General features: G+C 69.3%; 12 protein-coding genes. 6 read left to right on the top strand and 6 right to left on the bottom strand.

Annotation, left to right across the window (positions count from 1 at the left end; genetic code table 11):
- Positions 1 to 209 precede the first annotated feature (209 nt).
- From rsmG to rpmH, 6 genes are all read right to left on the bottom strand, one after another.
- Positions 210 to 947, bottom strand: a complete 738-nt coding sequence (rsmG, locus tag AC07A6_RS06285) for a 16S rRNA (guanine(527)-N(7))-methyltransferase RsmG (protein WP_362456709.1) — start codon at positions 945 to 947, stop codon at positions 210 to 212.
- Positions 948 to 1,075: 128 nt separating this feature from the next.
- Entirely contained in the window at positions 1,076 to 1,588 is a 513-nt protein-coding gene (locus AC07A6_RS06280) for a Jag family protein (protein WP_362456712.1), read from the bottom strand.
- Positions 1,589 to 1,602: 14 nt separating this feature from the next.
- Complete coding sequence (yidC, locus tag AC07A6_RS06275) at positions 1,603 to 2,709, bottom strand: membrane protein insertase YidC (protein ID WP_386270698.1); 1,107 nt, start codon at positions 2,707 to 2,709, stop codon at positions 1,603 to 1,605.
- Positions 2,710 to 2,712: 3 nt separating this feature from the next.
- Positions 2,713 to 2,994: a membrane protein insertion efficiency factor YidD gene (yidD, locus tag AC07A6_RS06270; RefSeq protein WP_007265231.1), complete on the bottom strand. Its 282-nt coding sequence runs from the start codon at positions 2,992 to 2,994 to the stop codon at positions 2,713 to 2,715.
- A complete protein-coding gene (gene rnpA / locus AC07A6_RS06265; protein ID WP_125595682.1) occupies positions 2,991 to 3,365 on the bottom strand; it encodes a ribonuclease P protein component in 375 nt (124 codons plus the stop codon). Before rnpA ends, yidD begins: the two co-directional genes overlap by 4 nt.
- 21 nt (positions 3,366 to 3,386) lie before the next feature.
- A complete protein-coding gene (rpmH, locus tag AC07A6_RS06260) occupies positions 3,387 to 3,524 on the bottom strand; it encodes a 50S ribosomal protein L34 (protein WP_018547628.1) in 138 nt (45 codons plus the stop codon).
- Between the two features lie 359 nt (positions 3,525 to 3,883).
- On the opposite strand from rpmH, the gene dnaA reads away from it, so the two are divergent.
- From dnaA to gyrB, 6 genes are all read left to right on the top strand, one after another.
- On the top strand, positions 3,884 to 5,719 hold the full coding sequence (gene dnaA, locus AC07A6_RS06255) for a chromosomal replication initiator protein DnaA (RefSeq protein ID WP_478776289.1): 1,836 nt from the start codon (positions 3,884 to 3,886) through the stop codon (positions 5,717 to 5,719).
- Positions 5,720 to 6,583: 864 nt separating this feature from the next.
- Entirely contained in the window at positions 6,584 to 7,714 is a 1,131-nt protein-coding gene (dnaN, locus tag AC07A6_RS06250; protein WP_007265226.1) for a DNA polymerase III subunit beta, read from the top strand.
- 195 nt (positions 7,715 to 7,909) lie between these two features.
- Positions 7,910 to 8,785, top strand: coding sequence for a phosphogluconate dehydrogenase (NAD(+)-dependent, decarboxylating) (gene gnd / locus AC07A6_RS06245; protein ID WP_007265225.1), 876 nt, complete (start codon positions 7,910 to 7,912; stop codon positions 8,783 to 8,785).
- Between the two features lie 68 nt (positions 8,786 to 8,853).
- Positions 8,854 to 9,990, top strand: a complete 1,137-nt coding sequence (recF, locus tag AC07A6_RS06240) for a DNA replication/repair protein RecF (RefSeq protein ID WP_362456723.1) — start codon at positions 8,854 to 8,856, stop codon at positions 9,988 to 9,990.
- Positions 9,987 to 10,514, top strand: a complete 528-nt coding sequence (locus tag AC07A6_RS06235; RefSeq protein WP_478776288.1) for a DciA family protein — start codon at positions 9,987 to 9,989, stop codon at positions 10,512 to 10,514. Before recF ends, AC07A6_RS06235 begins: the two co-directional genes overlap by 4 nt.
- Positions 10,515 to 10,973: 459 nt before the next feature.
- Positions 10,974 to 12,995 carry a DNA topoisomerase (ATP-hydrolyzing) subunit B gene (gyrB, locus tag AC07A6_RS06230; RefSeq protein WP_362456877.1) on the top strand — a complete coding sequence of 674 codons (2,022 nt, stop codon included), beginning with the start codon at positions 10,974 to 10,976 and terminating at the stop codon, positions 12,993 to 12,995.
- The last annotated feature ends 31 nt before the right edge of the window (positions 12,996 to 13,026 follow it).

The following is a 13,026-nucleotide window of genomic DNA, read 5'->3' as shown; positions in this document are numbered from 1 at the left end:
TCCACCGTTGTGGACAACTCCGTCACCCCCGCGTCCTTGCGGGGGCGGGGGGCCGCAGCAGCACGGCCGCGGCTGATGATTCCGTGCAGCAGAGAGCGACGTTTCACGTGAAACACGATGCCCGGACGGAGTCTTCAGCCCGCTACGACACTCCGAAATCCATACCTATAGGGCCCAACCCGCCCCAAAACGCACCGCCGGCGGCGGCTTCAGCGGCGCCTGCGCGCGCGCCCCACCCGTGCCGCCTTAGCCCGCTTGGCCGCGAACCTCACCCCACCGGGGCTTTCTCCGACCTCCACCCGGACCACCGTCGACATCGGGTCGACGATGCCCTCGCCCACGTGGAGCACCGAGGTCTTCACCACACCCAGCTTGGTCAGCGCGACCTTCGCCGAGACCAGTTCTTCCTCCGCGGTGTCGCCCTTCAGGGCCAGCATCTCGCCGTAAGGACGCAGCAGCGGTACGCCCCAGCCCGCGAGCCGGTCCAGGGGTGCCACGGCGCGGGCCGTCACCACGTGCACCGGCTGGAGCTTGCCGAGCACCTCTTCTGCCCGGCCGCGCACCACGGTGACGTGGTCCAGCCCGAGCAGCTCCACGGCTTCCTGCAGGAAGTTCGTCCTGCGCAGCAGGGGCTCCAGCAGGGTGATCTTCAGGTCCCGGCGCACCAGGGCGAGCGGGATGCCGGGCAGGCCGGCGCCCGAGCCCACGTCGCAGACGGTGACGCCCTCCGGCACCACCTCGGAGAGCACCGCACAGTTCAGCAGGTGCCGCTCCCACAGCCGGGGAACCTCACGCGGCCCGATCAGGCCCCGCTTGACCCCCGCGTCCGCCAGCAGCTCCGCGTACCGCACCGCTTCCGGGAAAAACTCACCGAACACCGCGCGCGCCTCTTCGGGCGCCGGGGGCGCCTCCTCAGGCGCCGCGGGAAGCTCCGCTGCCTCCGTCACGGGGACCGTCCTTCCGTACAGAACCGCTCACGCCAAAACCGTGTCGTTCAACCGTGTCGTTCAACTGCCAGGCTTACAAACTTCGGCCCCGCCTGCGACACAGGCGGGGCCGACACACAACGTTCCGGTCAGGCCGGGAGCACGACGACGAAGCGCTGCGGCTCCTCGCCCTCGGACTCGCTCTTCAGACCGGCCGCCGCCACGGCGTCGTGGACGACCTTGCGCTCGAAGGGGGTCATCGGGGCCAGCTTCAGCGGCTCGCCCGAGGCCTTCACGTCCGCGGCGGCCTTGGCGCCCAGCGCGGCCAGCTCCTCGCGCTTCTTCGCCCGGAAGCCCGCGATGTCCAGCATCAGCCGGCTGCGGTCGCCGGTCTCCCGGTGCACGGCGAGGCGGGTCAGTTCCTGGAGGGCCTCCAGGACCTCACCGTCGCGGCCCACGAGCTTCTGCAGATCGCGGCCGCCCGAGTCGCTGACGATCGACACCGCGGCACGGTCGGCCTCGACGTCCATGTCGATGTCGCCGTCCAGGTCGGCGATGTCCAGCAGACCCTCAAGGTAGTCGGCCGCGATCTCACCCTCCTGCTCGAGGCGGGTCAGGGTGTCGCCACTCTCAGCGGCGGCGGTGGTGGTGCCTTCCGTCACGGGAGGGACTCCTTCTACTTCTTGGAGGGCTTGCTGGGGGGCGTCTGACGCTTGGACTTCGGCTGCCGCTTCGGCTGCTGCCGCTTCGTGGCGACACCGCCGCTCGCCGCGTCCGAGTCGGCCGTGGCCTCAGAACTCTTGATCACGGAGCCGTCCGCCTGCGCGGCCATGCCCTGCTTCGTCAGCGCGGTGATGAACTTCCGCTCGTTGTCGTTGCGGTCCGGGCCCTTGGCCACGATCGCCGCGACGATCTTCTTCTTGCCCCGGCCCTTGACGTCTCCGTGGGTGGTGACGTGCTTCAGCAGACGGGTCAGGTACTGGTCCTGGGCCTTGCTGCCCGGCGTCGGGTTCTGGTTGATCACGTACATCTGCTGGCCCATGGTCCACACGTTGGTGGTCAGCCAGTAGACGAGGACGCCGACGGGGAAGTTGATGCCCATGACCGCGAAGATCACCGGGAAGATGTACATCAGCATCTTCTGCTGCTGCATGAACGGCGTCTTGACCGAGAGGTCGACGTTCTTCTGCATCAGCTGGCGCTGCGTGTAGAACTGCGACAGCGACATCAGGACGATCATGACCGCGGTCACGATGCGCACGTTGGTGATCGAGGCGTCCAGGGCCGCGACCTTCTCAGCGCTGTCCATGAACTTGGCGGCCAGCGGGGCACCGAAGATGTGCGCCTGGCGGGCGCTCTCCAGCAGCGGCTGGTTGATCACGCCGATGGTCTTGCCGTTGGCGATGCTCGCGAGCACGTGGTACAGCGCGAAGAAGAACGGCGACTGCGCCAGGATGGGAAGGCACGAGGAGAGCGGGTTGGTACCCGTCTCCTTGTACAGCTTCATCATCTCTTCGGACTGACGCTGCTTGTCGTTCTTGTAGCGCTCCTGGATCGCCTTCATCTTCGGCTGGAGCGCCTGCATGCCTCGCGTCGCCTTGATCTGCTTCACGAAGAGCGGGATCAGACAGATGCGGATCAGGACCACCAGGGACACGATGGACAGGCCCCAGGCCCATCCACTGTCCGCACCGAAGATCGCGCCGTAGACACTGTGGAACTGGACGATGATCCACGACACGGGTGTGGTGATAAAGCTGAACAGACTGGCAATCGTGTCCACTAATCAGGCTCCTTGAGCATTGCGAGATCTACGCAACGCACTGCGCAGCTGCTCGTGCCAACGCGGGCGTTTCCGGGGTGGGACATGATCCACACCACCCGGGGACCACGGATTGCACCGCAGGATCCGCCAGGCGGTCAGAGCCGTCCCCTTCACCGCACCATGCCGGTCGATGGCCGTGAACCCGTAGTGCGAACACGACGGGTAGTAGCGGCACACCGGCCCGAGCAGCGGACTGATCGTCCACTGGTACAGCTTGATCAAAGCGAGCAGCGGGTACTTCATCGAGCCACGCCTCCCAGCAGCCGCGCCAAGGCGGCGTCCAGGTCACGGGCCAGCTCGTCGACGCCGGCGTCAGCGGCTCCGGGCAGGGCCCGCACCACCACCAGGCTACCGGCGGGCAGCTGGGCCAGCCGATCACGCACGAGATGCCGGAGCCGGCGCTTGACCCGGTTGCGGACGACCGCGATGCCGACAGCCTTGCTGACGACGAAACCCGCACGCGGCGAGGGATCGACATCCCCCGGCTCGTGCGGGTCCGTTGCACCGCTTGTACGTAGGTGGACGACGAGGAGCGGGCGACCGGCCCGGCGTCCTCGGCGCACCGCGCTCGCGAAGTCCTCGCGCCGCCTCAGCCGATTTTCGGGAGACAGCACGACGTCACGACCTGCGCGTTGTTACGCGGAAAGGGCGGCGCGGCCCTTGCTGCGACGGTTCGCGAGGATCGCGCGACCGGCACGGGTACGCATCCGCAGACGGAAGCCGTGGGTCTTGGCGCGACGGCGGTTGTTCGGCTGGAAGGTGCGCTTGCTCACTCGGGGGCTCCAGAGAATGAATCGTTGTGGCGGTACATCGCCTGGCTGTCACCGTGCGCCCACGAGGAACTCGCGTGTTCGCCCGAGTGGACACCGCTAAATGATCACAATCAGTGATCTTCGCCCATCGGTAGGCAGGCGGCAGCAGCCATCGACAACTCGACCTCGTTACGGTACGCGCGGCTACGCCATCCGGTCAAACCGAGCGTCCCCTGCCCCACACTGTGCACAGGCTGTGGACAACGACTTGAACCCTACCCACCGGCCTGACTACCGTTGCCTGATCCCGGATTTTTTGTCCCGACCGTCCCAAAGAACCACACATTCGTGGGACCGGGACCTGTGAGAGAGCGTGCTCTGTGGCTGACGTACCTGCCGATCTTGCCGCAGTGTGGCCACGCGTGCTCGAGAAGCTGCTCGGGGAGGGCCAGCAGGGGATCGAGCCCAAGGACAAGCAGTGGGTGGAACGATGCCAGCCGCTGGCCCTCGTGGCCGACACCGCCCTGCTCGCCGTGCCCAATGAATGGGGCAAGCGGGTCCTGGAGGGCCGTCTCGCCCCGCTCATCAGCGACGCCCTGAGCCGCGAGTGCGGCCGGCCGATCCGGATCGCCATCACCGTGGACGACTCCGCGGGCGAGCCCGCGCCGTCGGCCCCGCCCGCCCCCTCCCCGCGCGAGGGCTACGAGCCGTACGGCGGCCAGCGCCCCGGCGCCGGTCCCGGCGAGGACCAGCTCCCCACCGCGCGCCCCGCCTACCCGGAGTACCAGCAGCCCCGCCAGGAGCCCGGCTCCTGGCCCCGCGGCGGCCAGGACGAGTACGGCTGGCAGCAGCAGCGCCTCGGCGGCTTCCCCGAGCGCGACCCCTACGCCACCCCGCAGCCCGGCTACCTCCAGCAGCCCGAGCCCGGCGGGTACGACCAGGGCGGCTACGAGCAGCAGAAGTACGAGCAGCCCGGCTACGAGTCCTCCTCTTCTTACGAACCCCAGAAGTACGAGCCCCAGAAGTACGACTCCCCGTCGTACGAATCCCAGCCGTACGAGCCCCAGGGCTACGAGCCGCAGCAGTACGAACAGCCGTCCCCGCGCCCCGCGCCCGGCCGGCCTACGCCCGCACCGCCCCCGTCGGCACCCTCCGGCGGCTCCACCTCGGGCCCGCTGGAGCCGACCGCCCGGCTGAACCCCAAGTACCTCTTCGACACCTTCGTCATCGGCGCCTCCAACCGCTTCGCGCACGCCGCCGCGGTGGCCGTCGCCGAGGCGCCGGCGAAGGCGTACAACCCCCTCTTCGTCTACGGGGAGTCGGGCCTCGGCAAGACGCACCTGCTGCACGCCATCGGGCACTACGCGCGGAGCCTCTACCCCGGCACCCGCGTGCGGTACGTGAGCTCGGAGGAGTTCACCAACGAGTTCATCAACTCCATCCGCGACGGCAAGGGCGACGCCTTCCGCAAGCGGTACCGGGAGATGGACATCCTGCTCGTCGACGACATCCAGTTCCTCGCGAGCAAGGAGTCGACGCAGGAGGAGTTCTTCCACACCTTCAACACGCTCCACAACGCCAACAAGCAGATCGTGCTCTCCTCCGACCGGCCGCCCAAGCAGCTCGTCACCCTGGAGGACCGGCTCCGCAACCGCTTCGAGTGGGGCCTGATCACCGACGTCCAGCCGCCCGAGCTGGAGACGCGGATCGCGATCCTGCGCAAGAAGGCCGTCCAGGAGCAGCTCAACGCCCCGCCGGAGGTACTGGAGTTCATCGCCTCCCGCATCTCGCGCAACATCCGCGAGCTGGAGGGGGCGCTGATCCGCGTCACCGCCTTCGCGAGCCTGAACCGGCAGCCGGTGGACCTCGGGCTCACCGAGGACGTCCTCAAGAACCTGATTCCGGGCGGCGAGGACAGCGCGCCCGAGATCACCGCCTCCGACATCATGGCGGCCACCGCCGACTACTTCGGGCTGACCGTGGACGACCTGTGCGGCTCCTCGCGCAGCCGGGTCCTCGTCACCGCCCGGCAGATCGCCATGTACCTGTGCCGGGAGCTCACCGACCTGTCGCTGCCGAAGATCGGCGCCCAGTTCGGCGGGCGGGACCACACCACCGTCATGCACGCGGACCGCAAGATCCGCGCCCTGATGGCGGAACGGCGCTCGATCTACAACCAGGTCACGGAGCTCACCAACCGCATCAAGAACGGCTGACTCGGGCCCCACGGGGGCCGGCTGGCGGTCCCTCAAACCTCACGACAGGGCGCTTCCGGATCGAACCGGGGGCGCCCTTCTTCGTCCGTGCGCCCCTGCTCTGTTCGAATGCGCCCCCGGAAGGACCCGTCATCCACAGATTCCCCGGTTTTCTTCCGTCCACAGCCTGAGGACAGTCCCCATCGCCCACAATCTGTCCACAGGGGTGGCTGTTGAGGAACCATCAGGGCAGGTCAGCCCCCTGTGGAATTGTGCGCAAGCGTCATCCACAGGCTGTGGACAGAAAAATCATCCACAGGCTCATCCACTCCTCTGTCCACCGCAGACCCACAGGTTCCCGCATCCTGTGCACAGGTTCCCGACGGTTCTCCACACCGTTGTCCACTGTTCGGCAACCACACACCCCCGGTCACCGCCCCGAGTGAAAGCGGTCACACGGATGTCGACGTTTGGTCTGTGGACTTCTGGGGAAAAGCTGGGGACACACCTGTGGAGTAGTGAGGGTCACCTGGGGACGGCCTGTGCAGAACTTTCCGTTCTCCACAGACACCCCCGGTTGTCCACCGGTCCCACCCACAGGGTGTGGGGATAAAAAACGAGGGCTGACCTGCGAGAACGGGCTTATCCACCGTTTCCACAGGCCCTACTACTACCCCCATGGAGAGTTAGGCCGGTTTCGGTTTTCAAGCGGGTCCTGTGCACAACTCGCCGGACGGCCGTCCCGCCTCCTCGCTCCCGACTTGACCGCCAGCCGCGACGACTGTCGGCGCCGTACGTCAGACTGGTCCCCGGCATCGGTCGAGGCATCGACGGGCCGACGACGAAGGCCGACGGACGAGCGAGCAACAGCAGGAGGCGGTTCCGGTGAAGATCCGGGTGGAGCGCGACGTACTCGCGGAGGCGGTGGCCTGGGCTGCACGCAGCCTCCCGGCCCGGCCGCCGGTGCCCGTGCTCGCGGGCCTGCTGCTGAAGGCCGAGGAGGGCACCCTGTCCCTCTCCGGCTTCGACTACGAGGTCTCGGCCCGCGTCTCCGTCGAGGCGGACGTGGAGGAGGACGGCACCGTCCTCGTCTCCGGCCGGCTCCTCGCCGACATCTGCCGCGCCCTCCCCAACCGCCCGGTGGAGATTTCCACAGACGGTGTACGGGCGACCGTGGTCTGCGGCTCCTCGCGGTTCACACTCCACACCCTGCCTGTGGAGGAGTACCCGGCGCTCCCGCAGATGCCGACCGCGACCGGCACCGTGCCGGGCGAGGTCTTCGCCTCCGCCGCCGCACAGGTAGCCATCGCCGCCGGCCGTGACGACACGCTGCCCGTGCTGACCGGTGTCCGCATCGAGATCGAGGGCGACCGCGTCACCCTGGCCTCCACCGACCGCTACCGCTTCGCGGTCCGCGAGTTCCTGTGGAAGCCGGAAAACCCGGAGGCCTCGGCCGTGGCCCTGGTGCCCGCCAAGACCCTCCTGGACACCGCCAAGTCCCTGACCAGCGGCGACACCGTCACCCTGGCGCTCTCCGGCTCCGGCCAGGGCGAGGGCCTCATCGGCTTCGAGGGCGCGGGCCGCCGCACCACCACCCGCCTGCTCGAAGGCGACCTGCCGAAGTACCGGACCCTCTTCCCGACGGAGTTCAACTCCGTCGCCGTGATCGAGACCGCCCCGTTCGTCGAGGCCGTCAAGCGCGTGGCCCTGGTCGCCGAGCGCAACACGCCGGTCCGCCTCAGCTTCGAGCAGGGCGTGCTGATCCTGGAAGCGGGTTCCAGCGACGATGCACAGGCTGTGGAGCGCGTCGACGCGAACCTGGAGGGCGACGACATCTCGATCGCCTTCAACCCCACCTTCCTGCTGGACGGCCTGAGCGCCATCGACTCGCCCGCCGCCCAGCTCAGCTTCACCACGTCCACCAAGCCCGCGCTGCTCAGCGGCCGGCCCGCGGTGGACGCGGAGGCCGACGAGGCCTACAAGTACCTGATCATGCCGGTCCGCCTCTCCGGCTGACCCGCTCCCGCCGTACACCGGCACCGGGCCCGGTCTCGCAGCCGCGAGTGCCGGGCCCGGTGCCGTCCGGAGCGGCCCGCGGCCATGGCCCGGCGTAGGCTCGGACCCGGCGGGCGACCCAGGAAAAACGACCGGAACCCACCGGTACCGGGGAAGCCCCGTACAGACGGCCCCAACGCTTAAGGAACCCACCTGATGGAGCTCGGTCTCGTCGGTCTCGGCAAGATGGGCGGCAACATGCGCGAGCGCATCCGCCGCGCAGGCCACACCGTCATCGGATACGACCGCAACCCGGACCTCGCCGATGTCCACAGCCTGCAGGAGCTTGTGGACAGCCTGCAGTCCCCCCGCGTCGTGTGGGTGATGGTCCCGGCCGGGGCCGCGACGCAGTCCACCGTCGACGAGCTGGCCGAGCTGCTCTCCCCCGGCGACATCGTCGTCGACGGCGGCAACTCGCGCTGGACCGACGACGAGAAGCACGCCGAGGAGCTGAAGGCCAAGGGCATCGGCTTCGTCGACTGCGGCGTCTCCGGCGGCGTCTGGGGCCTGGAGAACGGCTACGCGCTGATGTACGGCGGCGACGAGAAGGACGTCGCCGTGGTCCAGCCGATCTTCGACGCCCTCAAGCCCGAGGGCGACTTCGGCTCCGTGCACGCCGGCAAGGTCGGCGCGGGCCACTTCGCGAAGATGGTCCACAACGGCATCGAGTACGCCATGATGCAGGCCTACGCCGAGGGCTGGGAGCTCCTGGAGAAGGTCGACTCGGTCACCGACGTCCGCGAGGTCTTCCGGTCCTGGCAGGAGGGCACGGTCATCCGTTCCTGGCTGCTGGACCTCGCCGTCAACGCGCTGGACGAGGACGAGCACCTGGACCAGCTCAAGGGCTTCGCCCAGGACTCGGGCGAGGGCCGCTGGACCGTCGAGGCGGCCATCGACAACGCCGTCCCGCTGCCGGCGATCACGGCCTCGCTGTTCGCCCGGTTCGCGTCCCGCCAGGACGACTCGCCGCAGATGAAGATGATCGCCGCGCTGCGCAACCAGTTCGGCGGCCACGCGGTCGAGAAGAAGTAAGGCACCACAGCAACACAGCAACACCGCACCACAGAGCACAGCAGGAAGCCGGGGGAGGTCGGCGCCGTATGCACGTATCGCATCTCTCGTTGGCCGACTTCCGCTCGTACGCCCGGGCCGAGGTCCCCCTCGCCCCGGGCGTCACGGCTTTCGTGGGCCCCAACGGCCAGGGCAAGACGAACCTCGTCGAGGCCATCGGCTACCTGGCCACCCTGGGCAGCCACCGCGTCTCCTCGGACGCCCCGCTCGTCCGCATGGGCGCCGACCGGGCGGTCATCCGCGCCGCCGTCACCCAGGGCGAACGACAGCAGCTGGTCGAGCTCGAACTGAACCCGGGCCGCGCCAACCGCGCCCGCATCAACCGGTCCTCGCAGGTCAGACCCCGCGACGTGCTGGGGATCGTACGCACGGTGCTGTTCGCCCCGGAGGACCTCGCCCTGGTCAAGGGCGACCCCGGCGAGCGGCGCCGCTTCCTCGACGAGCTCGTGACGGCCCGCTCCCCGCGGATGGCGGCGGTCCGGTCCGACTACGAGCGCGTCCTCAAGCAGCGCAACACCCTCCTGAAGTCCGCCGCCATGGCCCGCCGCCACGGCGGCCGCTCCATGGACCTGTCCACCCTCGACGTGTGGGACCAGCACCTCGCGCGCGCCGGCGCCGAGCTCCTCGCCCAGCGCCTCGACCTGATCGCCACCCTGCTGCCGCTCGCCGACAAGGCGTACGAGCAGCTCGCGCCCGGCGGCGGCCCGCTCGGGCTCGCGTACAAGTCCTCCGCCGGCGACCCGGTCGACAGCGGCGCCGCCCGCACCCGCGAGGAGCTCTACGAGGTCCTGCTCGGCGCCCTGTCCCAGGTCCGCAAGCAGGAGATCGAGCGCGGGGTGACCCTGGCCGGCCCGCACCGCGACGACCTCCTGCTGCGCCTCGGCGAACTCCCGGCCAAGGGGTACGCCAGCCACGGCGAGTCCTGGTCGTACGCGCTGGCCCTGCGCCTGGCCTCGTACGAGCTGCTGCGCTCGGAGGGGGCGGAGCCGGTGCTGATCCTCGACGACGTCTTCGCGGAGCTGGACGCCCGCCGGCGCGAGCGGCTCGCGGAACTGGTGGCCGGCGGCGAACAGGTACTGGTGACGGCGGCGGTCGACGACGACGTCCCGGGCGTGCTGACGGGCACCCGCTTCGGGGTGTCCGGCGGTGAGGTGACCCGGCTGTGAACGACGGCGAGCGGCACGAGCGCAAGACTCCGGAGCCCTCCGGGGTGGACCTGGCCCGCCAGGCCCTCGCGGCCGCGCGCGAGCAGGCCCGCGCGCGGGGCAACGCCGTGGGCGGCAAGCAGCGCCGGCAGCAGCCCGGGCTGCGCTCGGGGGCCCGCGCCGACGGCCGGGACCCGATGCCGCTGATGGCCGCCCTGGACCGGCTGCGCACCGAGCGCGGCTGGGAGATGCCGATCGCGGTCGCCGGGGTGATGGAGCGCTGGGCGGAGATCGTCGGCCCGGAGATCGCGGCGCACTGTGAACCGGAGCGCTACGAGGAGCGTGAACTCCTCGTGCGGTGCGATTCCTCGGCCTGGGCCGCGCAGCTGAAGCTCCTGGCCCCGCAGCTGGTGGCGCGGCTGAACGCGGAGCTGGGACAGGGCACGGTCCGGCTGATCAAGGTGCAGGGACCCGGCGGGCCCCCCAAGCGGTACGGGCCGTTGCGGGCCCCGGGCAGCACCGGACCCGGCGACACCTACGGCTGACCGGGTTCCGGCCCCCGGCCGGTTCCGCGACCGTACGGGTTCCGGCCAGCGGCGATGGCCCGCGCCCGGGCCGAGCACGGGCCGCGCACGGGCCGCGCAGCGGCCTCCGCAGGCGGCTCCGAGGGCCCCGCGGAGCCCCCTTCACCGGCCCGGCCGGAGCGCCCCGGCGGGGCCGGCGCGGGTGGCGTCCCTCACGGTAGTGGAAGGTTGACAGGCCGAAGCGCTGGACGCCCGCGTGAGCCTCTTTGAGCCCCTCCCCGAATATGGGGAGTCTCAGAGAGGAGGTTCAGGGCGGCACATGCGGACTCAGGCACCGGCAAACCCCCATTCGTGTCAGTGGTACCGGTAGACTGGAAGCAATCCCGCCCGATCCGCGGGAGACAGCACGACAACGCAGACAACGCAGATCGACGCGGCCGCTCCCGCCGGCGCACTTGCTGGTCCGGAGTACGGGCTGCGCTGTGCCAGAAAGGGCGCTTCGTGGCCGATTCCGGCGACTCCAACGAGAAGAATTACGACGCCAGTGCGATCCAGGTCCTCGAGGGCCTGGACGCCGTGCGCAAGCGGCCGGGTATGTACATCGGCTCCACCGGCGAGCGCGGCCTGCACCACCTGGTCCAGGAGGTCGTCGACAACTCGGTCGACGAGGCCATGGCCGGGCACGCGGACACGATCCACGTGACGATCCTCGCCGACGGCGGCGTGCGCGTGGTCGACAACGGCCGAGGCATCCCGGTCGGCATCGTCCCGTCCGAGGGCAAGCCGGCCGTCGAGGTCGTCCTGACCGTCCTGCACGCGGGCGGCAAGTTCGGCGGCGGCGGCTACGCCGTCTCCGGCGGTCTGCACGGCGTCGGCGTGTCCGTCGTGAACGCCCTGTCGACCAAGGTCGCGGTCGAGGTCAAGACGGACGGCTACCGCTGGACCCAGGACTACAAGCTCGGCGTGCCGACGGCGCCCCTGGCCAGGAACGAGGAGACCGACGAGCACGGCACGTCGGTGACGTTCTGGGCCGACGGCGACATCTTCGAGACCACCGAGTACTCCTTCGAGACGCTGTCGCGGCGCTTCCAGGAGATGGCCTTCCTCAACAAGGGCCTGACCCTGACGCTGACCGACGAGCGCGAGTCGGCGAAGGCCACGGCGGACGCCGACAACCCCGACGCGGACGCGCAGGAGCCCAAGGCCCGCACGGTCAAGTACCACTACGAGGGCGGCATCGTCGACTTCGTGAAGTACCTGAACTCGCGCAAGGGCGAGCTGATCCACCCGACCGTCATCGACGTCGAGTCCGAGGACAAGGAGCGGCTGCTCTCGGTCGAGATCGCGATGCAGTGGAACTCGCAGTACAGCGAGGGCGTGTACTCCTTCGCGAACACGATCCACACGCACGAGGGCGGCACCCACGAAGAGGGCTTCCGCGCGGCGCTGACCGGCCTGGTCAACCGCTACGCGCGCGACAAGAAGCTGCTCCGCGAGAAGGACGACAACCTCGCCGGCGAGGACATCCGCGAGGGTCTGACGGCGATCATCTCGGTCAAGCTGGGCGAGCCCCAGTTCGAGGGCCAGACGAAGACCAAGCTGGGCAACACGGAGGCCAAGACCTTCGTGCAGAAGGTCGTCCACGAGCACCTGAACGACTGGTTCGACCGCAACCCGGTCGAGGCCGCGGACATCGTCCGCAAGGCCATCCAGGCGGCCACGGCCCGTGTCGCGGCCCGCAAGGCCCGTGACCTGACCCGCCGCAAGGGCCTGCTGGAGAGCGCCTCGCTGCCGGGCAAGCTGTCCGACTGCCAGTCGAACGACCCGACCAAGTGCGAGATCTTCATCGTCGAGGGTGACTCCGCCGGCGGCTCCGCGAAGTCCGGCCGCAACCCGATGTACCAGGCCATCCTGCCCATCCGCGGCAAGATCCTGAACGTCGAGAAGGCCCGTATCGACAAGATCCTCCAGAACACCGAGGTCCAGGCGCTGATCAGCGCGTTCGGCACCGGTGTGCACGAGGACTTCGACATCGAGAAGCTCCGCTATCACAAGATCATCCTGATGGCGGACGCCGACGTCGACGGCCAGCACATCAACACCCTGCTGCTGACCTTCCTGTTCCGCTTCATGCGCCCGCTGGTCGAGGCCGGTCACGTGTACCTGTCCCGTCCGCCGCTCTACAAGATCAAGTGGGGCCGCGACGACTTCGAGTACGCGTACTCGGACCGCGAGCGCGACGCCCTGGTCGAGCTCGGCAAGCAGAACGGCAAGCGCATCAAGGAAGACTCGATCCAGCGCTTCAAGGGTCTGGGCGAGATGAACGCCGAGGAGCTGCGCGTCACCACCATGGACGTGGACCACCGCGTGCTCGGCCAGGTCACGCTGGACGACGCGGCGCAGGCCGACGACCTGTTCTCGGTGCTGATGGGTGAGGACGTCGAGGCGCGGCGCTCCTTCATCCAGCGCAACGCCAAGGACGTCCGCTTCCTCGACATCTGAGTCGGCCCGACGCTGACCGCCGCCTGAAAGG

The organism is Streptomyces sp. NPDC044002 (assembly GCF_056434525.1).
This window is presented reverse-complemented; position numbering and strand designations above follow the sequence as displayed.

Excerpts from the sequence above, each read along its gene's own strand:
- yidD (WP_007265231.1), bottom strand. The coding sequence starts at position 2,994 with ATGAAGTACCCGCTGCTCGCTTTGATCAAGCTGTACCAGTGGACGATC.
- recF (WP_362456723.1), top strand. The coding sequence starts at position 8,854 with ATGCACGTATCGCATCTCTCGTTGGCCGACTTCCGCTCGTACGCCCGG.
- gnd (WP_007265225.1), top strand. The coding sequence starts at position 7,910 with ATGGAGCTCGGTCTCGTCGGTCTCGGCAAGATGGGCGGCAACATGCGC.